Origin of the sequence: Silvimonas terrae, assembly GCF_014202765.1 — a bacterium.
In the GTDB taxonomy this organism is placed as follows: domain Bacteria; phylum Pseudomonadota; class Gammaproteobacteria; order Burkholderiales; family Chitinibacteraceae; genus Silvimonas; species Silvimonas terrae.
This window is the reverse complement of the sequence record NZ_JACHHN010000006.1, coordinates 170,935-189,909: the sequence shown is the minus strand read 5'-3', so window position 1 is coordinate 189,909 and position 18,975 is coordinate 170,935. Positions and strand designations below refer to the sequence as shown.

The 18,975-nt window shown below is 57.1% G+C and carries 18 protein-coding genes and 1 tRNA gene; 15 read left to right on the top strand and 4 right to left on the bottom strand.

Annotated features, from left to right (window positions below):
• Nucleotides 1-78 precede the first annotated feature (78 nt).
• The gene (locus tag HNQ50_RS15205) at nucleotides 79-759 is read right to left on the bottom strand and encodes a thiol:disulfide interchange protein DsbA/DsbL (protein WP_184102046.1); all 681 of its coding nucleotides are present in this window, start codon (nucleotides 757-759) and stop codon (nucleotides 79-81) included.
• A 133-nt stretch (nucleotides 760-892) separates the two neighbouring features.
• On the bottom strand, nucleotides 893-1,573 hold the full coding sequence (locus HNQ50_RS15200) for an SPOR domain-containing protein (RefSeq protein ID WP_246428742.1): 681 nt from the start codon (nucleotides 1,571-1,573) through the stop codon (nucleotides 893-895).
• Between the two features lie 332 nt (nucleotides 1,574-1,905).
• On the opposite strand from HNQ50_RS15200, the gene argH reads away from it, so the two are divergent.
• The 5 genes from argH to HNQ50_RS15175 all read left to right on the top strand — a co-directional run bounded on the left by argH (nucleotide 1,906) and on the right by HNQ50_RS15175 (nucleotide 6,292).
• On the top strand, nucleotides 1,906-3,291 hold the full coding sequence (gene argH / locus HNQ50_RS15195) for an argininosuccinate lyase (protein WP_184102044.1): 1,386 nt from the start codon (nucleotides 1,906-1,908) through the stop codon (nucleotides 3,289-3,291).
• A 78-nt stretch (nucleotides 3,292-3,369) separates the two neighbouring features.
• Nucleotides 3,370-3,837 (top strand): GNAT family N-acetyltransferase, encoded by a 468-nt coding sequence (locus HNQ50_RS15190; RefSeq protein WP_184102043.1) that lies wholly within the window; start codon nucleotides 3,370-3,372, stop codon nucleotides 3,835-3,837.
• 476 nt (nucleotides 3,838-4,313) lie between these two features.
• Nucleotides 4,314-4,928, top strand: a complete 615-nt coding sequence (locus tag HNQ50_RS15185) for an NUDIX hydrolase (protein ID WP_184102042.1) — start codon at nucleotides 4,314-4,316, stop codon at nucleotides 4,926-4,928.
• 77 nt (nucleotides 4,929-5,005) lie between these two features.
• A complete protein-coding gene (locus tag HNQ50_RS15180; protein ID WP_184102041.1) occupies nucleotides 5,006-5,746 on the top strand; it encodes a pyridoxine 5'-phosphate synthase in 741 nt (246 codons plus the stop codon).
• 3 nt (nucleotides 5,747-5,749) lie between these two features.
• Entirely contained in the window at nucleotides 5,750-6,292 is a 543-nt protein-coding gene (locus HNQ50_RS15175) for an MOSC domain-containing protein (RefSeq protein ID WP_184102040.1), read from the top strand.
• Nucleotides 6,293-6,355: 63 nt separating this feature from the next.
• Here HNQ50_RS15175 and HNQ50_RS15170 read toward each other — a convergent pair whose 3' ends face one another.
• The gene (locus HNQ50_RS15170; protein ID WP_184102039.1) at nucleotides 6,356-6,922 is read right to left on the bottom strand and encodes a hydrolase; all 567 of its coding nucleotides are present in this window, start codon (nucleotides 6,920-6,922) and stop codon (nucleotides 6,356-6,358) included.
• Between the two features lie 59 nt (nucleotides 6,923-6,981).
• Here HNQ50_RS15170 and HNQ50_RS15165 point away from each other — a divergent pair, with 59 nt between their 5' ends.
• The 5 genes from HNQ50_RS15165 (at nucleotide 6,982) to HNQ50_RS15145 (ending at nucleotide 12,036) form a co-directional block, all read left to right on the top strand.
• Nucleotides 6,982-7,602: a TetR/AcrR family transcriptional regulator gene (locus HNQ50_RS15165; RefSeq protein ID WP_221303205.1), complete on the top strand. Its 621-nt coding sequence runs from the start codon at nucleotides 6,982-6,984 to the stop codon at nucleotides 7,600-7,602.
• A gap of 126 nt (nucleotides 7,603-7,728) precedes the next feature.
• Nucleotides 7,729-9,729 (top strand): ribonucleoside triphosphate reductase, encoded by a 2,001-nt coding sequence (locus HNQ50_RS15160; RefSeq protein WP_184102037.1) that lies wholly within the window; start codon nucleotides 7,729-7,731, stop codon nucleotides 9,727-9,729.
• A gap of 78 nt (nucleotides 9,730-9,807) precedes the next feature.
• Complete coding sequence (gene nrdD / locus HNQ50_RS15155) at nucleotides 9,808-9,996, top strand: anaerobic ribonucleoside-triphosphate reductase (protein WP_184102036.1); 189 nt, start codon at nucleotides 9,808-9,810, stop codon at nucleotides 9,994-9,996.
• The gene (locus HNQ50_RS15150) at nucleotides 9,993-10,718 is read left to right on the top strand and encodes an anaerobic ribonucleoside-triphosphate reductase activating protein (RefSeq protein WP_184102035.1); all 726 of its coding nucleotides are present in this window, start codon (nucleotides 9,993-9,995) and stop codon (nucleotides 10,716-10,718) included. Before nrdD ends, HNQ50_RS15150 begins: the two co-directional genes overlap by 4 nt.
• A gap of 142 nt (nucleotides 10,719-10,860) precedes the next feature.
• Nucleotides 10,861-12,036, top strand: coding sequence for an NAD(P)H-dependent flavin oxidoreductase (locus HNQ50_RS15145; RefSeq protein ID WP_221303215.1), 1,176 nt, complete (start codon nucleotides 10,861-10,863; stop codon nucleotides 12,034-12,036).
• 261 nt (nucleotides 12,037-12,297) lie between these two features.
• Here HNQ50_RS15145 and HNQ50_RS15140 read toward each other — a convergent pair.
• Nucleotides 12,298-12,373: transfer RNA gene (locus HNQ50_RS15140), tRNA-Thr, on the bottom strand.
• Between the two features lie 146 nt (nucleotides 12,374-12,519).
• Between HNQ50_RS15140 and HNQ50_RS15135 the strand changes: the two genes are divergently transcribed.
• From HNQ50_RS15135 to HNQ50_RS15115, 5 genes are all read left to right on the top strand, one after another.
• A complete protein-coding gene (locus HNQ50_RS15135) occupies nucleotides 12,520-12,966 on the top strand; it encodes a pilin (protein ID WP_184102033.1) in 447 nt (148 codons plus the stop codon).
• A 103-nt stretch (nucleotides 12,967-13,069) separates the two neighbouring features.
• On the top strand, nucleotides 13,070-14,974 hold the full coding sequence (locus tag HNQ50_RS15130) for a hypothetical protein (protein ID WP_184102032.1): 1,905 nt from the start codon (nucleotides 13,070-13,072) through the stop codon (nucleotides 14,972-14,974).
• Complete coding sequence (locus tag HNQ50_RS15125; protein ID WP_184102031.1) at nucleotides 14,971-16,965, top strand: hypothetical protein; 1,995 nt, start codon at nucleotides 14,971-14,973, stop codon at nucleotides 16,963-16,965. Before HNQ50_RS15130 ends, HNQ50_RS15125 begins: the two co-directional genes overlap by 4 nt.
• The gene (locus HNQ50_RS15120) at nucleotides 16,962-17,405 is read left to right on the top strand and encodes a GtrA family protein (RefSeq protein ID WP_184102030.1); all 444 of its coding nucleotides are present in this window, start codon (nucleotides 16,962-16,964) and stop codon (nucleotides 17,403-17,405) included. The genes HNQ50_RS15125 and HNQ50_RS15120 overlap by 4 nt, the downstream gene beginning before the upstream one ends.
• Nucleotides 17,402-18,973, top strand: coding sequence for an NAD(P)/FAD-dependent oxidoreductase (locus HNQ50_RS15115; protein ID WP_184102029.1), 1,572 nt, complete (start codon nucleotides 17,402-17,404; stop codon nucleotides 18,971-18,973). The genes HNQ50_RS15120 and HNQ50_RS15115 overlap by 4 nt, the downstream gene beginning before the upstream one ends.
• Nucleotides 18,974-18,975 lie beyond the last annotated feature (2 nt).

Here is an 18,975-nt window from a genome sequence, read left to right as displayed (position 1 = left end):
GATCCCAAAACAAAAACGCCCGGCTTGCACCGGGCGTTTTGCTGTGACCGACCCTGGCTCGTCGCCAGGGTAGCCCCCTTACTTCTTCTTTTTGGTGGCCGTCGTGGCAGCGGCAGCGGCCGGCTTCATCGTGGCACGTTCTTTGGCGATCAGTTGGTCGATCACGGTCAGCACGGTGCCGTCTTCCTTGCCCACCATGGACGGCGCGGTGACGAACTTGCCGTTCACGACAAAGGTCGGCACGCCGTCGATGTGGTAGGTCTCAACCAGCTGTGACAGCTTGCCCAGTTCGGCATTGGCCGAGAAAGAGTTATACGCAGCCTTGAACTTGTTCACATCGATGCCTTGCTTCTTCACCCAGTCAAACAGGGCTTCCGGGCGACGCAATTCAATGTTGTCACGCTGGATCGCGTTGAACACGGCTTGCTGGTATTTGCCGGCAATCCCCATCTGGTTCAGCGCAATGAAAATTTTGGCATGTGCTTCGATATCGCTACGGCCTTGCCACACCACGTGATAACGGATGAAGTTCACATCAGACGGCAACTTGGCCGCCCACTGCTCAACAAACGGCTCAACGTGGAAGCAATGCGGGCAGCCATACCAGAAGAACTCGATCACTTCGATCTTGCCCGGCACCTGCACCGGTACCGGTTGGGCCATCAGCTTGTATTCAGTGCCTTCCTTGATATCGGCATGGGCAACGGTGGCCGCAACAAAACCGACGGCCAGCAACAGAGATTTGATCCAGCGAGTCATTGCTAACTTTTCCTTTGTGTTTGATTCAAGGGCAACGGCGACTCTGACCCGCGTTACCCGTTTTAGATTCAATGTTCACGCAAAATAGTTTGTATCCCGGCCTTGAACTCAACGGTGAGCCAGGATATCCCGTTTACTGGGCTTTGACCTGCGCGCTGACAATGCCGTTGGCCTTCAGATCGGCGCGGGCCTTGTCCATATCCGCCACACTGGTGAACGGCCCTACGCGCACGCGGTGCCACACGCCCTTGTCCTGGGTTTCTACGGTCTGGATACGGGCTTCAATGCCGATCAGGGCCAGCTTGGCTTTCAGATTGTCCGCTTCCTGTTCATCCTGGAACGCGCCCACTTGCAGATAAGCCCCCTTGGGCGCTTCGACTGTGGCCGGTGGCGTCGCATCAGGCTGGACTGGTTTCTTGCCCGTCGCCGCCTTGTTGTCGCTTTTATCTGACATGGCGGGCAACATTTTGTAAAAATCAAAACGTTCGCCATCGCTGGCCGCTTTGGCTGCGGGCGTAGAGGACACCGGGGCCACGGTCTGCGGCAGCGGTTGCGCCACATCCTTACCCTCGCCTTGCGGGCGTAAGACTTCTGGCTGATTCGCCACGGTCACTGGCGCGCTGGACACCGCATCGGGCGGCGGCGCGGAGACCTTGTTGGCAAACGGATTGGTGCCGCGATTGATGTAAAAGGCAACGCCAACGGCCACCGCGACACCAACCAGTGCACCCAGCACAAGCCCCGTCAGCAGTGAACCGCCGCCTCCCCCACCGCCCCCGCGTGAGCTGTTCCCACTTGAACGGGTGCGTTTCATGTCTCTACTCATGTATTCCTTCTCCGGCGCTTATCCTCACGCCTGTCCCGCCAGCCATACTGACAATGGTGCCAGTCTGGCCAGGTTTTTACCGTAATCCGCAGCGTACCGATTTCAATGCCATACCGAAAGGCCCCATCCAGACGCCAGACGGTTGATTGCGTCCAAAGTGGCGTGGTTGGTGGCAAATGGCGGAATTCTAGCACCCTGTTTCCGGCTTGCCGCAGATAATAAAGGGGAATTTTGCTTCCCAGGAAGGGACGGTGCAGTGCAACAGAAGCGCGACCGTCATATAATCAGTCCCCTCTTTTCGTGTTTCCAGGGTTTTCCTCATGCAGGATTCCAAGAAAGGCTGGTCCGGCCGCTTTACCGAACCGGTATCCGATCTGGTCAAGCGTTACACCGCATCGGTCGATTTCGACAAGCGCATGGCCGAGGTGGATATTCAGGGCTCGCTGGCCCATGCCACCATGCTGCAACGCGCCGGCGTGCTCACCGCCGACGATCTGCGCGCCATCCAGTCCGGCATGGCGGATATCCTGGACGAAATCCGCCACGGCACGTTTGAATGGTCGCTGGATCTGGAAGACGTGCACATGAATATCGAGCGTCGCCTGACCGAGAAAATCGGCGACGCCGGCAAGCGCCTGCATACCGGCCGCAGCCGCAACGATCAGGTGGCTACCGACATTCGCCTGTACCTGCGTGGCGCCATCGACATGCTGATTGGTCTGGTCCACGACCTGCAATTGTCGCTGCTGGATCTGGCCGAGAAGCACGCCGCAACAGTGATGCCGGGCTTCACGCACCTGCAAGTGGCCCAGCCGGTGACATTTGGTCACCACATGCTGGCCTATGTGGAAATGCTGGGCCGCGACGCCGAACGCTTTGCCGACACCCGCCGCCGCGTTAACCGCTTGCCGCTGGGCGCCGCTGCGCTGGCGGGCACCACCTTCCCGGTGGATCGCCAGTACACCGCTGAACTGCTCAATTTTGAAGCGGTCTGTGAGAACTCGCTCGACGCCGTGTCGGATCGCGACTTCGCCATCGAGTTTTCTGCGGCCGCTTCGCTGACCATGACGCATCTGTCGCGCCTGTCAGAAGAGCTGATCCTGTGGATGAGCCCGCGCTTTGGCTTTATTGATATTGCTGATCGCTTCTGTACCGGCTCGTCGATCATGCCGCAGAAGAAAAACCCGGATGTGCCGGAACTGGTCCGCGGCAAGACCGGTCGCGTTAACGGCAACCTGGTGTCTCTGCTGACCCTGATGAAGGGTCAACCGCTGGCCTACAACAAAGACAATCAGGAAGACAAAGAGCCGTTGTTTGACACCGTCGACACGCTCTCTGACACCCTGCGCATCTACGCCGACATGATGCGTGGCATCACGGTGCGCCCGGACTGTATGGCCGCAGCCGTCAAGCAAGGCTACGCCACCGCGACCGACCTGGCCGATTACCTCGTCAAGAAGGGCCTGCCCTTCCGCGACGCCCACGAAGCCGTGGCACTGGCCGTGCGTTACGCCGAAGAAAAACGCAAGGACTTGTCCGAGTTGCAACTGGTCGAGCTGCAAAGCTTCTCGTCCTTGATCGAGGCCGACATTGCCGAAGTGCTGACCGCCGACGGCAGCATTGCCGCACGCGATCACATTGGCGGCACTGCGCCCAATCAAGTGCGTCTGCAGATTGGCAAGTGGCGTCAACGCCTGGGCGTCTGACCCCGGCCTGCCCTTGCCCCCAACAGGCCGCCTTTGCGGCCTGTTTGTTTTTGTCGCCCAACACCAGGACTACCCAGCATGAACACACCCGCCCCCGCCGATATCCAGTGGTCATGGTTTGAATTTGCCCAGTTTGATGCCCCCACCTTGTATGACTATCTGAAACTGCGTCAGGACGTGTTCGTGATCGAGCAAACCTGCATTTACCCCGATCTGGACGCCCTGGATCAGCCATCCTGGCACCTGGTGGGTAAACGTGATGGCAAGGTGGTCGCCGCCTTGCGCATCGTCCCGCCCGGCATGAAATATGCCGAGCCCTCCATCGGCCGTGTTGTTGTGGCGGCAGAAGCGCGCGGCGGCGGTATGGGTAAGCTGTTGGTGGCTGAGGGGTTACGCCAATCAGCCCTGTTGTGGCCCGGTCAGGGCAACCGTATTGGCGCGCAAGCCCACCTGCAAAAGATGTACGCCACGTTGGGTTTTGAAACCGTTGGCCCGGAATACGACGAAGACGGGATTGCACATGTGGATATGCTTTGGCGGGGTTAGGCCAGCGATCACCGCAGGTGGTTGGGGTGACGTTGCCTTGCCGTTGCCTCAGCCGTTGAAGTTGCCGTTGAAGTTGCCTTTGACGTTCTCCCCCTGTCGAGGACTTTTCCGATTGAGGGAGGGAGACCTTAGGCTCCCGACTGATTGAGGGCATCGCGGAGCGAAAAAGTCCGGGGGTCGCCTTTCTTTGGTTACTTTCTTTGGCGAAGCAAAGAAAGTAACGTGCTCCGGCCACCGCCGGTATCAAAACCAACCGCGCCGTCAGGCGCTAACACCCCAACACAGCAAACGGTGGATTGTCGCTACCGCTCCGAATCCACCCTACGCTCGCAACACGCCCTCCAACCCGGACTCCCGCCTGACGGCTCGGCTACGAAGTGGCTCTAATCGGTAAAAACTACCTGCGGCCTGCGGGTTGACACAGCCCCCCGCCACCCCGACCATAACCCGGTCAACAGCCTGCCCCCTCACCTCAAATGTCCACCTCCCGCCTTGAACAAGCCCGCCGCCTGCTCGCCATCGCCCAGACTGGCCTTGCCTACGGCAAAGACAAGTTTGATATCCAGCGCTTTGAAGAAGTCGCCGCCATCGCGCAGGCACAAATGGCAGAACTGATTGGCAACACCAAAGCCGAGGACGTCGCCCGCATCTTCATGCCGGAAGCCGGCTACGCCAATCCCAAGCTGGATGTCCGCGCCGCGGTCTTTCGCGACAACCGCATCATGCTGGTGCGTGAGATGAGCGATGGCCTGTGGACACTCCCCGGTGGCTGGGCCGATATCGGGCTGTCCCCCGCCCAGTGTGCCGAGCGCGAGGTGCTGGAAGAAGCCGGCTACGTGGTCCGCATTACCCGCTTGCTCAAGCTGATCGACATGAACCTGCACCCTCACCCGGTGATGCCGTTTCATATCTGGAAGCTGGTTTTTGAAGGCGAAATCACCGGACAAACCGCACCGGATGGTATTGAGACCGATGGCGTGGATTTCTTTGCCGCAGACGCCCTGCCACCGCTGTCAGAAGGGCGCATTCTGCCCGCCCAGATTGCACGCCTGTTTGCCTTGCGCCAAAGCGGCCAGACCGAGTTTGACTAAGGCGGCAGCGCCTGGAATGGACAGGGCCGGTCAATCAGGCAAAAATGCATGCTTTGGCGAAAACACAGCGTTCCGACATGCCCACCCTGCTTAGCGTCAACCTGAACAAGATCGCCCTGATCCGCAATTCACGCGGGCGGGATTACCCCTCTGTCGAACACTTCGCCCGGATTGCGCTGGAAAACGGCGCCAGCGGCGTGACCATCCACCCGCGCCCGGACCAGCGGCATGCCCGTAATGCCGACGCCATGGCACTGGCCGCACTGGTCAAAGACTTTGCCGGTGCAGAACTCAATATTGAGGGCTACCCCTCGCGTGAGTTTCTGGATGTCGTGCTGCAAGCACGGCCCGCGCAATGCACGCTGGTGCCCGATGAACCGGGCCAGATTACCTCCGACCACGGCTGGGATATCCGCAGCCATCTGACGTTTTTGCAAGAGGTCGTGGCCGAACTGCATGCGGCCGGGGTGCGTGTCAGCCTGTTTGTCGACCCGGACCCGGCGCAAGTGGCACTGGCCCCGCAAACCGGTGCAGACCGCGTGGAACTCTATACCGAAGACTATGCGCTCAAGCATGGCGAAGGCTCACACGCCAGCGTCATCGACAGTTATGTGCAGGCCGGCGCAGCCGCCAGCCAGGCCGGGCTGGGCCTGAATGCCGGGCATGATCTTAATCTGGATAACCTGGCCGATTTTCTGAGCGCGGTACGCGGGGTCAATGAGGTCTCTATTGGCCATGCCCTCACCGTCGAAGCGCTGGAGCAAGGCTACGCCAACGTCGTGCGCCAGTACGTCGCGATCTGCCAGGCCGCGGGCTAACGCATGCCGGCCACCGTCAGCCATGTCAGCCTGAGCACTGGCCACACGTTCAGCAAATCCAATACCGCTGCGATCCGGCTGCTGGCCGGGCTTGGGGTAGAGGGCGATGCGCATATGGGCGTCACGGTGAAACATCGCTCCCGCGTGGCGGCCGACCCGACGCAACCCAATTTGCGGCAGGTGCATCTGATCCACGGCGAGTTGCACGATGAACTGGCCGCTGCCGGCTTTACCCTGCAACCCGGCGAGATGGGTGAGAACATCACCACCCGTGGCATTGATCTGCTAGCGCTACCGCAAGGCGCCCGTCTGCACCTTGGCCCCGATGCCATCATCGAGATCACCGGCTTGCGTAATCCGTGTGGGCAACTGGATCACCACCAGCCCGGACTGACCGCCGCCGTACTGGGGCGAGATGCCCAGGGCAATTTGGTGCGCAAGGCCGGTGTCATGGGCATTGTGCTGGCCGGTGGCGCAGTCCGGCCCGGTGACCTCATCAGCGTGACCCTGCCGCCGCTACCGCACCGCAAGCTGGAACGTGTCTGAACCTGTAAAAACAAAACGGGCGCTGCGAACGCCCGTTTTCTGATGTCACCGTGTGGCTGGGGTTCAGGCGGCCAGGTCTGCCAGAACCGCTTCGGTGCTGCGCACATGAGACAATCTTGGAAAGATGGTCTGCATGGCAAAGTTGTGATGTTCGGCATTGGCACCGCTGCAGGCGTCCTCTGCCACGACCGCCGCATACCCGTGTTCCCAGGCCGCACGCAGGGTGGATTCCACGCCGATATTGGTCGAGATGCCAGCCAGCACAATGGTCTTGATACCGCGACGACGCAGTTGCAAATCCAGATCCGTACCGTAAAACGCACCCCACTGACGCTTGGTGATCTTGATATCCTGCTCGGTAACCGCCAGTTCGGGTGCAAAGATCATCCAGTTCTCCGGCAGGGCCCTGGCCGGAGACGGTTGATCTACCGGTTGTTTGAGCGCATCACCAAAGTCATCCGACCAACCCACACGCACCAGCACCACCGGCGCATTCAGTTCGCGAAACCGCTTTGCCAGTTGCGCCGCATGATCAACCACAGTTTGTGCACTGTGCGGACCGCCAGCAAACGGCAAGATGCCTTGTTGCAGGTCAATCAGCACCAGGGCAGTTGTTTTTGGATCAAGCATGTCGTTACACTCCGTCAATATGTGAGGGAAACCTCATAAAACACACCGAGTATATGAGGATGGACTCACAAAACGCAAGTGTCACCGCCAGACAGCCGCAGCGCGAGCGTGGCCGCCTGCGCGTGGCCGCACTGCTGGAAGCGGCTGACCAGCTCTTTGCCAGCAAGGGTTTCGAGGCCACGACGATGACTGAAATCGCCGCTCAGGCGGGTTCATCCATCGGTTCTTTGTACCAGTTTTTCCCCACCAAAGAACATGTAGCGGATGCCGTGCTGACCGATCACGCCGCCGACCTGTACCAGCGTATGGACCTGCTCACCCAACAGGCCACCCAATGGTCCGTGGCCGATACGGCCCGTCATCTGTTCACGGCGCTGATCCAGTTCCGCGCGGCTCATCCGGCCTTTGCCGTACTGGTGGAAGCGCGCGGCGCACCACCGGTGAAGGCCATGGGGGTACGGCAGAAAATGCGCGAACATGTGTTGGCCATTTTGCGCCTGAAAGCCCCTGACAAAACCGATGAAGCACTGGCCCCCGTCGCCGTGGTGGTGCTGCAAATCATGAAAGCGGCTGTGGCCTTGAACGGCGAAGAAGATCTGCCAACACGCCCGCAGGCACTCGATGAAATGCGCGAAATGCTGGTGCAGTGGCTGACCAGCCGGCTAAACCCCACCACCTGACAGGCCTGCCGACAAGGGGCAATGCTCACTATTCTGAGAATTGACCCCGGTCAACACGCCATTACGTATAAAACCCCAATATCTTGTGCCTGAGCCCACATCAACAACAAGATATTGAGGTACGCCGTGTCCAGTCAGCCCACCCATGTTCACAAGCGCGATGGTCGTATTGTCGGCTTTGATGCCAGCCGCATCGCCCGCGCCTTGCTTGCGGCAGCCCAAAACAGCGGTGAATTTGATGCCGCCACGGCCCAGAAGCTGACCGAGCGGATTACGGGGCGGCTGGCGCAGGCTGGCCTCACCAGCCCTGGCATCGAGATCATTCAGGATCATGTTGAAGAAGCCCTGCTAGGCGACGGCTACCTGAAGACCGCACGCGCTTATATCACCTGGCGTAGCCAGCACGCGCGGCTGCGCTCGGACGTGCGTACGGTGGTGGATGTTGAGGCCAGCATCAACGAATACCTCAACCAGTCCGATTGGCGTATTAACGCCAATGCCAACCAGGGCTGGAGCCTGGGTGGGCTGATTCTCAACACCAGCGGCAAGGTGATTGCCAATTACTGGCTCAACCACGTTTACCCACCCGAAATTGGCGCGGCGCACCGCTCTGGCGCCATCCATATCCACGATCTGGACATGCTGTCGGGTTATTGCGCTGGCTGGTCGCTGCGCCGCTTGCTGCACGAAGGTTTTAATGGCGTGCCGGGCAAAGTGGAGGCGACCGCACCAAAGCATATGTCGTCCGCCATTGGGCAGATTGTCAATTTTCTGGGCACGCTGCAAAACGAATGGGCGGGTGCCCAGGCGTTTTCGTCGTTCGATACCTATATGGCTGCGTTCGTGCGGGTGGATAAGCTGAGCTACACGCAGGTCAAGCAGTACATCCAGGAGTTAATCTACAACCTGAACGTGCCCAGCCGCTGGGGCACGCAAACTCCGTTTACCAATCTGACGTTCGACTGGACTTGCCCGGCAGATTTGCGGGAGCAGATTCCCTACGTGGGCGGTGTGGAGATGCCGTTCACCTACGGTGATCTGCAAACCGAAATGGATATGATTAACCGCGCCTACATCGAAGTCATGATGGAAGGCGATGCACGCGGCCGTGTATTCACTTTCCCTATCCCCACTTACAACATCACGCCGGATTTTGACTGGGATCATCCCAACACGGCCCTGTTGTTTGAGATGACCGCCAAATACGGTTTGCCGTATTTCCAGAACTTTTTGAACAGTGATCTGGAGCCGCACATGGTTCGCTCCATGTGCTGCCGCCTGCAACTGGACCTGCGCGAACTGCTCAAGCGCGGCAACGGTCTGTTTGGTTCGGCCGAACAAACCGGTAGCCTGGGCGTAGTGACCCTCAATTGCGCCCGCATCGGCCATGAGTTCAAGGGCGATGAAGCGGGCCTGTTTGGCAGGGTGGATGAATTGATGGAGTTGGGCAAACAAAGCCTGGAGATCAAACGCAAACTGATCCAGCGTCTGATCGATGGTGGCCTCTACCCGTATACGAAGCGTTATCTCGGCACGCTGCGCAACCATTTCTCCACGCTGGGCGTGAACGGCGTCAACGAGATGATCCGCAACTTCACGGCAGATCAGGACGATATCACCACCGCTTATGGCTACGATCTGGCCACGCGCTTGATGGACCACATCCGCGAAAACATGACCCGCTTCCAGGAAGAAACCGGCCACTTGTACAACCTGGAAGCCACGCCGGCCGAAGGCACCACCTACCGTTTTGCCAAAGAAGACAAACGCCGCTATCCGGATATTTTGCAAGCCGGCACAGAAGATCAGCCGTATTACACCAACTCCACCCAATTGCCGGTCGGCTTTACCGATGACCCGTTTGAAGCACTGGAACGCCAGGACGCGCTACAGCGCAAATACACCGGCGGTACGGTACTGCACCTGTATATGAACGAGGCGATCTCTTCGGCCGACGCCTGCCGGGCCCTGGTTCGCCGCGCGCTAACGCGCTTTCGGCTGCCGTATATCACGGTCTCGCCGACGTTCTCGATCTGCCCGAAACACGGTTATCTCAGCGGGCATCACGAGTTCTGCCCCAAGTGCGATCAGGAACTGCTGGCCGCCAAACCAGTTTGCTGCAACTAGCAGCGACGCGACCGGAGATTGCCACGGAATGCCGGTCGCGTTCTTTTTCTACCCACCTTGTTTTTTTTGGAGCATGCCATGAACGACCGCGCCACCCAGACCTTGATCGACACCGCCCAGTCCGCAATCCCTGCCCTCAAAACCGAAGAGCGCACGCGTTGCGAAGTATGGACCCGGGTGATGGGCTACCACCGCCCGGTATCCGCCTTCAATATTGGCAAACAGGGTGAATTCAAGGAACGCCAATTCTTCCAGGAACGGCCATGAATGCCGATGACCATCCACGCACACCGCCCAAACTGGGCGGTGTGGTGCCGTTTTCCAGCTGCGACTACCCCGGTCATCTAGCCTCTGTGGTGTTTATCTCTGGCTGCCCGTGGCGCTGCCACTACTGCCACAATCCGCATTTGCAGGCTCGGCACAAAGGCCCCACTACCCCTTCTTGGGATGACACCCTGGCCTGGCTGGCCACCAGAAAAGGCTTGCTGGATGCCGTCGTGTTCTGCGGCGGCGAACCGCTGGCAGAACACTGGCTGCCGCAGATGATGCAAGACAGCCGCGCTCTCGGCTTCAAAATCGCCCTGCACACTGGCGGAGCCTATCCGGCCCGCTTCAAGCAATGCCTGCCACTGCTGGACTGGGTCGGGTTTGACGTCAAAGCGCCCTTTGCCGATTACGAACAGGTCACACAGATCCGTAACAGCGGTCAGGCCGCGCGTGCCTCGCTGCAAATGCTGGTGGAAAGCGGCGTCCCCTTTGAGTGCCGTACCACCATCCACCCCGCCTTGCACAACCTGGATTCGCTACTGCAACTGGCCGGTACACTGGCCGTGCAAGGTATCCAGGATTTTGTCTTGCAACCATTTCGGGCGTCAGGCTGCAGTAGCGCCATGCTGCTGCAACAACCCGTACCGCCAGGCTGGCCGGACACCGCCATGTTGGCCCGGTTACGCCAATTGTTGCCCGGCACGCAAGTGCGTACGCATTAGTCACACTGGTTTTGGTGATTTGTATACACGGCATCATCCTCCCGGTAACGCTTTGATCTAAATCAAAATCAAACCAGAGGCAAAGCCGCAGACTCCCCGCTCTTAACCCGGAATCGCCATCACGGCGGGAGACTCACCCATGCTGCAACATGCTTTCAAACCACTGCTGATCAAAGGCAAAGCCTTGCTCCCTGTTGTTCAGGGTGGCATGGGCGTGGGTATTTCGGCGCACAAACTGGCTGGCGCGGTCGCCCGCGAGGGCGCTATGGGTACAGTCGCGAGCGTTGATCTGCGTCATCATCACCCCGACCTGATGGAACAGAGCAAAACCATCAAAGACCAGGCCGGTCTGGATGCGCTCAACTTCGAAGCGCTCACCCGCGAAGTACACCTGGCCAAAGCCACCGCCGCAGGCAACGGTCTCATCGCCGTCAACGTCATGAAGGCCGTCTCGGCCAACACCGACTACGTGCGCTGCGCCTGCGAAGCCGGTGCCGACGCCATCGTCATGGGCGCGGGCCTGCCGCTGGACCTGCCCGAGATCACGGCAGATCATCCGGAGATCGCCCTGGTCCCCATCCTTTCGGACAGCCGCGGCATTAGCGTAGTGCTGAAAAAGTGGCTCAAGAAAAACCGCCTGCCCGATGCCATTGTGATCGAACACCCGGGCCACGCTGGCGGCCACCTGGGCGCGACGCGCCTGGATGATGTCCACAACGAAAAATTCGGCTTTGATCGTGTGCTCAGCGAAACCCTGCAGATTTTCAAAGACCTGCAACTGGAAAGCCTGCGCATCCCACTCATCGTGGCCGGCGGCATCAACAGCCACGCCAAGGTTCAGCATTATCTGCAAAGCGGCGCCAGCGGCGTGCAACTGGGCACCGCCTTTGCGGTGTCAGAAGAAGGCGATGCCCACCCCAACTTCAAAGAAGTGCTGGCCAACGCGCGTGATGAAGACATCGTGGAATTCATGAGCGTGGCCGGCCTGCCCGCCCGCGCCGTGCTCACGCCCTGGCTCAAAAACTACATCAACCGTGAAGCACGCCTGCAATCCAACGCCAAAGCAGACCCGGCGCGTTGCACACAAGGCCTCAATTGCCTATCCGTCTGTGGCCTGCGCGATGGTCTGGCCAAGGTGGGGCAGTTCTGCATTGATCTGAAACTGGCTGCAGCCATGCGCGGCGAAGTAAATCGTGGCCTCTTCTTCCGTGGTGCCGACAGCCTGCCCTTTGGCAATGCCATCCGCCCGGTCCGCGAGCTGATCGACTACCTGCTCACCGGTCAAAACCCGGCCGGGCTCACCGCTGGCGTGGCTTAAGTTCAAGCGGGTCAGGGCGAATATAAGAGAAACCTGACGAATTACAGAAATTCCGGGTGACGATTTTTGTCACATCCGGGCACAAAGGCCGACGTGGAACCCCACGCCGGCCTTTGTTTTTGCACCACAATCCCGCCACTCGTCGCCGCCTGGCGTGGTTCTGCGGACATAAGCGCGTCGTGATTATGGCGTTTGCAATCAACCCGCCAGACCCCGGAAACGAAGAAGGGCCAGGCTCGAAAGCCTGACCCTTACTGTCTTTGGTGCCGTTGAAGTGAATCGAACACTCGACCTACTGATTACGAATCAGTTGCTCTACCAACTGAGCTACAACGGCGGAGCCAGCATTATAAGCAACTTTGCAACAGATACCAAGCCGGGCACAATGCGCCGGCGACTGTCATTCCGCTGGCATAGCTTTTGCTCTGTATTCGCTGGCGCGGTGCCACCGCACACCAACAAACAAATTTTCGGAGACTGAACATGCAACGCATGCAAAAGGGTTTCACCCTGATCGAACTGATGATCGTTGTTGCGATCATCGGTATTCTGGCCGCTGTGGCCATCCCGGCTTACCAGGACTACACCGTCCGCGCCCGTATCACTGAAGGTCTGGGCCTGGCTGACGCTGCCAAGGTGACTGTTGCTGAAAACGCTGCTAACGGCACTTCCTTGGGCTTGGGCTATAACGCTCCGGGTTCGACTGCCAACATCAACTCCATCACTATCGATCCCGCCAACGGCAACATCAACATTGCCTACACTGCCAAAGCTGGTAACAGCAACATTGTGCTGCACCCGACAGACTCCAGCACCACATCGTCGCTGGCCAGTGGCACCATCCCCGTTGGTGTACTGACCTGGGCCTGCACTTCTTCCGTTGGTACCGGTGTTGCTCAGAAATACCTGCCGGCACAGTGCCGCGGCTAAGCTTTAAATAGCTGTAGAAGTACTTCAGCTCTTCAAAACGCCTTCCTGTTATTCTGGAAGGCGTTTTGTCATCTGTTTAATCCCCCACCTGTTATATCGGCGAATGAAAACCAGCCTGCCCCCCACCTACGCAAGATTCGATGCTTTTGTGCATCCACTTAAACAATTGCCATTCTGGCTCTGGCTTGCGGTACTTTTCTGTGGCTGGCTGATTTCCCATCCTTATCTGGGCATTCGCCATGACGGTTTTCTTTATGCTGGCCAGGCACTCCGGTCAATCTATCCTGATCATTACGCAGGAGACTTATTTTTCCTGTACGGATCGCAAGATAGCTTCACCTGGTTTTCCTGGTTATATGGAAAAGTCATTTTGTGGCTTGGGTTGCCCAACGCCGCGCGGTCCATGATGTTTCTGGGGCAACTGGCCTGGTTTGGCAGCCTGACCTTCTTGCTACGTAGCATTTTCAAGCAATGGTCGTCCGTGTACCTTGGTTTGGTGCTCGGCATAGCACTGCTAACATATTATGGCGCAGCCACGCTATTCACCTCTGCGGAAGGCTTTTTGACGGCGCGGAGTTATTCCGAACCGCTGGTTATCCTGGGTATTGCATTGCTCGTCCGTCAAAAGACAGTTAGTTCACTAATTGTACTTGCCTTTGCTGCAACGATTCACCCCCTTATCGCTCTGCCCGGATTGGCAATCTGGTATGTTTCCCTCGCTCTAATCCTGCAAGACTCTCGACAAAAATGGGTCTACGCTGCGTTTACCCTTATTCTTGTCGCTTCAGTTGTACTGCTTGTCGTATTTAAAGTGCCTCCCTTTGGCAATCTGACGAAGAGCTACGATGGTGCGTGGTATGCGGTGACCTCAACCTGGACTGCCGACCTGTTTGTCTGGTTCTGGAAATGGAAAGACTGGGCGCCGGTGCTGGTCAACCTCGCGATTATCCTTCTTTATTTCCGCCTGGCCGAAGACGGCCCACTACGACGCCTGGTGCTCGCAAGTACTGCCGTTTTTATCAGCGCCATGTTGCTCACCTACATTGGCGCGGATGTACTCAAAAATGTCTTCATTGTTTCTTGTCAGCTTTGGCGCGCCCAGTGGGTCTGGAATCTGATTGTCCACCTCCTCGTACTCCCCTGGTTCTGGAGCAATCGTCACCGACTTGATCCGGTTTACTTCTGGGCACTGGCTTGTGCGGTGATCAGTTTATTTGCCCAGTACTACCCTTGGTCTTCCATATTGATCGGATCAAGCGTGCTATTAACCGTGTTTCACCGAGAAATTCATCTTGATCCGCGAATTCGAATTGCCATCAGTAGTGCGCTTATTGTTGGTGTTATTGCAGCCTTTCTAAATGAAAACTGGCTTCAACTGCCTTTGGTAGGAGGAATGTCCCCTTACTCCTATTATCAACTTCTATTTCCCAGGGCAGTTTCTTTATTTATCATTGCTGTTGCCCTCACTTTTTTTTGCCTCTCTCCAAAATCCGTCATACGCGGCCTTATTCTGACCGTGCTGATCGTACTCACTTTGCTCACTTGGGATAGGCGCCCGCTTTGGACTATTTACACTGAAAATATCGGTGACCGTAATCCGTTCAGCCACTATATTGGTAAAGATGAAGCAGTTCTCTGGGGCTCTTTCAACCCCTACCCCTGGATTATTCTCAATCGCCCCTCTTACCTCAACATAATGAGTGCTGCAGGCGTTCCCTTTACCAAGGCATTTGCACTGGAATACGTGCAACGCCGTCAGTTGGTTTACCACGCCGCAGATATCAAGGCATGCCAGGCTCACGGATACTCCGAAGATGACTGCGCTACCAATCTGATAGCCAGTTCACTCAAAGAATGTGATATCGATGACCGGTTGGCTTACCTGGTTACTTACTACCCGCTAGACGGAAAAGCCCTTGCGACCTGGACACCTCGAGTGCCGTTCGGCCCCGAGACCATTTACCTCTACCGCTGCAAAGATTATTTGCAGGGGAAAAAGAAAAAATGATCCCTGCCGAGCCAAACTTGCGTGCGCCAACGGGCCAGGAAACCTCTGCAGATTTCATGCTTGGCACTCAAGCGGCAGAGGGCTCATCCAGTAGCTTATCGAAGCCATGGTTCAATCGTGCAAGGCAAGCACTGAAAGCCTTGCCCGGCCAGATCCCCGAATGGCAACTCCTCGCCATTGCCATCATCGGCTGGATGTCTGCCCACTCCTGGCATGGCATCTATCACGATGGTGTACTTTACCTGGCGCAGGCGCTCTTGCACCTAAGCCCTGCAACGTTTGGGCACGATCTGTTTTTTGTTTTTGGTTCCCAGGACCAGTTCACCATTTTTGCCTCGCTGCAGGCCACGGCAATCAAGTGGCTGGGCGTGTCCAGATCATCGATCGGGTTGATGTTTGTCGCCCATTTGTTGTGGTTTGCCGGCTATTTGTTTCTGGCATACAGCCTTGGCTTGCGGCGGTTTGCGCTGTTTGCGGCCGGGTTGGCCGTCATCGCCATGCCTGGCGGTTATGGTGGCTACAACATCTTCACAATTTCAGAAGATTTTCTCACTGCCCGCAGCTACGCAGAACCGCTGACGCTGTTTGCATTAGGGCTGACTTTCCGTGGTCGCTGGAAGGCCGCGCTGGCCTGCTTTGCGTTGTCTGCGGCAGTGCATCCTCTGATGACGTTACCGGGTTTGGTCATGTTCGTCGTCTGGCATCTCACAGGGATGACGCGCGCTCAACGCCAGAAAGTCCTTCTCTGTGGTGTTCCTGTTTTGCTGCTCGTGCTGGTGGGTCTCTGCGCTTTACGGGTTGGGCCATTTAACAGCTGGGACGTTTTGTACGATCCACTCTGGCTGGCAGCCGCCAGGCGAAACACCGCGCAGTGCTTTTTTTCCCAATGGCGTCAGGCTGACTTTAATCTGCTGGCAGCGCAGTTGACCCTGACACTTTGCCTGCTGCGCGCCTTCAAAAATCCGGTAAACCAGCGTGTATTTACTGTGCTGGGTTTCATGGCGATTCCTCTGCTGGCACTCGCGGTGTTGGGTTCGGATGTCATCCATAGCGTACTGGGCACCTCACTGCAGCTGTGGCGTGGCATGTGGCTGGTGGTGGTATTGGACTGCCTTGGACTGATTTTGCTCTTCAGCGAAGCAGAACGCCCTGATTATCGCCATATCCTCACCCTGCAACTGGTGCTGCTGGCCTACCTTGCCCGCAATTTTCAGATCAGCTTGCTGTTTTGCATGCTGGGTCTGGAAATGTCTTATTTCCCTGGCGCGAACAAGATCCGCCCGTTTTTACAACGCGTCTACAATGTCATCATGATGACAGTGCTACTGATCGCGCTCAGTGCCGAGGCCGTAGCGCAGATCATCTATGACAAACACCTGTTTGCAAGCATCCATCTGACCGGGTTTTACCCACGTCTTTTAAGTGCCGTTTTCTGCCTGCTGGTATTACTGCTTTGCTACCTTGCGCGCAGGAACACGCTGCGTTTTGTCGTGTTGATTGCCAGTTTTGCGCTCGTACTCTTTGTCTGGGACCAACGCTCGGATTGGCAACACGCTACTGAAACGAACTCTGGGCAAAATCCATTCGACCAACATATTCCCCGCACGGCGAATGTGTACTGGCCCGAGTTCTTTCCCTATCCATGGGTGGCCCTGCAACGGGCCAGTTATGTTAGTGGCATGAGCGCCGCGGCCATTGTCTTTAACCGGGAACTGGCCATGGCATACAACAAACGGCAAACGCTGACCATGCAGGTTGCCCAGGCCAGATCAATCAAGGGGTGCGAGGGCAGCAACGACGCGCGGCAATGCATCGGGGATGCACAAACATTCCAGCTGCTTTGCCAAGCTGATCCGCAAATCAACTTTGTGGTGAGCTATGTTGACCTTCCAGGGTATGTGGTATCCCGTTGGTCTCCCAAAATCCCGGGTGCGCCGCAATCCATGTACCTTTACGACTGCTCGCATTTCCTGTCCGGATCAGCCCGATGAATTCGCTTTTCAAACAATTGCTGCGTTACGGCTTTGTCGGCGGCGCGGCTTTTGCGCTTGATTTCTCTACCCTGACGTTTTGCCGTGAAGTGTTGCATTGGGGAACCATTTACGCTGCCACAACCGGTTTTGTCGTCGGGCTGATACTGAATTACGTATTATGTTTGCATTTCGTATTCAGCAAGAATAATGCCGACAAGCATCCGCTTGAGTTCATAATTTTTGCGTCTGTCGGAGTCGCTGGACTATTCATCAATGATCTGGTGATCTACGGCCTCGCTGAAGCAGGGGTGGATTATAAAACCGGCAAACTGGTTGCCACTGCGGCAGTCTTCTTCTTCAATTTCTTTGGCCGACGGTATTTGCTGTTCAGTGAAAACAGCAACGTGCTCAACTGGCTGAGTAGTTTTTTTCGCAAATCCGACCTTCCTGAAACATGACCCAAAAACAAGTTGTGATCATTGGTGCCGGCCCCGCCGGTCTGACTGCTGCGCTGGAGTTGCTCCGCGCCAATCAGGGCTTCAAACCCATCGTGCTTGAATCCTCCGGTGATATTGGTGGCATTTCAAAAACCATCAATTACAACGGCAACCGCATGGATATTGGCGGACATCGGTTTTTCTCCAAATCTGACTGGGTCATGAACTGGTGGCAACAGATACTGCCCGCGCGCGGTGATGGCGGCGATGCGGTGATCTCTTACCAGAACAAACAGCGCAGCATTGATACGCAAGACAGCACGGATGATGATCGCCACATGCTGTTGCGCCCGCGGCTGTCGCGGATCTACTTCTTGCGCAGCTTCTTTGACTACCCGGTCAAAATGAATCTGAATACGGTGCGCAATCTGGGTCCGGTGCGGATTGCCCGGATTATGGCCAGTTATTCCAAAGCGCGCCTGAACCCGATTTCCCCCGAGAAAAGCCTGGAAGACTTTATCGTCAACCGCTTTGGCCGCGAACTCTATTTGACCTTCTTCAAGGATTACACCGAGAAAGTCTGGGGCGTACCGTGCCAGGAAATCAGCCCGGAATGGGGGGCCCAACGCATCAAGGGCTTGTCGATTACCGAGGCGCTCAAGCATGCGGCACGACAGATTGTTAAAAACGTAGCCGGTGGTGAGCAAAAAGAAGTCAAAACCAGCCTGATCGAGCAATTTCTCTACCCGCGTCTTGGCCCCGGCCAGATGTGGGAAGTGGTCGCAGAAAAAGTGCGCGAGCTGGGTGGTGAGATTCATTTCCACCACAAGGCCGTGGGCTTGAAACGGGAAGGCGACCGCATTGCCAGCGTCAGCGCGCGCAATACCCAAACTGGCGAAATCCGCGAGTTTGGGGCGGACCATGTCATCTCAACCATGCCGGTTCGCGAACTGGTTGCCGGTATCTCGCCCGCGCTGGGGGCCGAAGCGCAGCGGGTGGCCGCCGGCCTGCAATACCGCGACTTCATCACCGTGGGTGTGCTGGTGCGCAAACTGCGCCAAAACAAACATTCTTTGCCAGGCACCGCCAACAATCTGCTGCCGGATAACTGGATTTACATCCAGGAGCGCGACGTTAAACTGGGCCGGTTGCAGATTTTCAACAACTGGAGCCCGTATCTGGTCGTGGATGAACCCAATACAGTGTGGCTGGGCCTGGAGTATTTCTGTTCCGAAGGCGACGAGCTGTGGGAAATGCCCAAGGACAAGTTCTTTGAATTTGCCCAGGACGAACTCGTGAAGATTGGTCTGATCGATAAAGCCGAAGTGCTTGATGGCACCGTGGTGAAGGTAGAAAAAGCCTACCCGGCGTATTTCGGCAGCTATGACGAGTTTGACACGCTGCGTGAACAGATCGACCGGATTGGCAATCTGTTTCTGGTGGGCCGCAACGGCATGCACCGCTACAACAACCAGGATCACTCCATGCTGACCGCCAAGCTGGCAGTGGAATCGATCCTGACCGCCAATACCGACAAGGCCGCCATCTGGGCGATCAACGTTGATGACGAGTATCACGAAGAAAAATAAGT

Coding starts and splice junctions, on each gene's coding strand:
- HNQ50_RS15175 (WP_184102040.1), top strand. CDS start 5,750: ATGCCGGCCACCGTCAGCCATGTCAGCCTGAGCACTGGCCACACGTTC.
- argH (WP_184102044.1), top strand. CDS start 1,906: ATGCAGGATTCCAAGAAAGGCTGGTCCGGCCGCTTTACCGAACCGGTA.
- HNQ50_RS15170 (WP_184102039.1), bottom strand. CDS start 6,922: ATGCTTGATCCAAAAACAACTGCCCTGGTGCTGATTGACCTGCAACAA.
- HNQ50_RS15125 (WP_184102031.1), top strand. CDS start 14,971: ATGATCCCTGCCGAGCCAAACTTGCGTGCGCCAACGGGCCAGGAAACC.
- HNQ50_RS15150 (WP_184102035.1), top strand. CDS start 9,993: ATGAATGCCGATGACCATCCACGCACACCGCCCAAACTGGGCGGTGTG.
- HNQ50_RS15205 (WP_184102046.1), bottom strand. CDS start 759: ATGACTCGCTGGATCAAATCTCTGTTGCTGGCCGTCGGTTTTGTTGCG.
- nrdD (WP_184102036.1), top strand. CDS start 9,808: ATGAACGACCGCGCCACCCAGACCTTGATCGACACCGCCCAGTCCGCA.
- HNQ50_RS15185 (WP_184102042.1), top strand. CDS start 4,314: ATGTCCACCTCCCGCCTTGAACAAGCCCGCCGCCTGCTCGCCATCGCC.
- HNQ50_RS15180 (WP_184102041.1), top strand. CDS start 5,006: ATGCCCACCCTGCTTAGCGTCAACCTGAACAAGATCGCCCTGATCCGC.
- HNQ50_RS15120 (WP_184102030.1), top strand. CDS start 16,962: ATGAATTCGCTTTTCAAACAATTGCTGCGTTACGGCTTTGTCGGCGGC.
- HNQ50_RS15200 (WP_246428742.1), bottom strand. CDS start 1,573: ATGAAACGCACCCGTTCAAGTGGGAACAGCTCACGCGGGGGCGGTGGG.
- HNQ50_RS15130 (WP_184102032.1), top strand. CDS start 13,070: ATGAAAACCAGCCTGCCCCCCACCTACGCAAGATTCGATGCTTTTGTG.
- HNQ50_RS15135 (WP_184102033.1), top strand. CDS start 12,520: ATGCAACGCATGCAAAAGGGTTTCACCCTGATCGAACTGATGATCGTT.
- HNQ50_RS15115 (WP_184102029.1), top strand. CDS start 17,402: ATGACCCAAAAACAAGTTGTGATCATTGGTGCCGGCCCCGCCGGTCTG.
- HNQ50_RS15165 (WP_221303205.1), top strand. CDS start 6,982: ATGGACTCACAAAACGCAAGTGTCACCGCCAGACAGCCGCAGCGCGAG.
- HNQ50_RS15190 (WP_184102043.1), top strand. CDS start 3,370: ATGAACACACCCGCCCCCGCCGATATCCAGTGGTCATGGTTTGAATTT.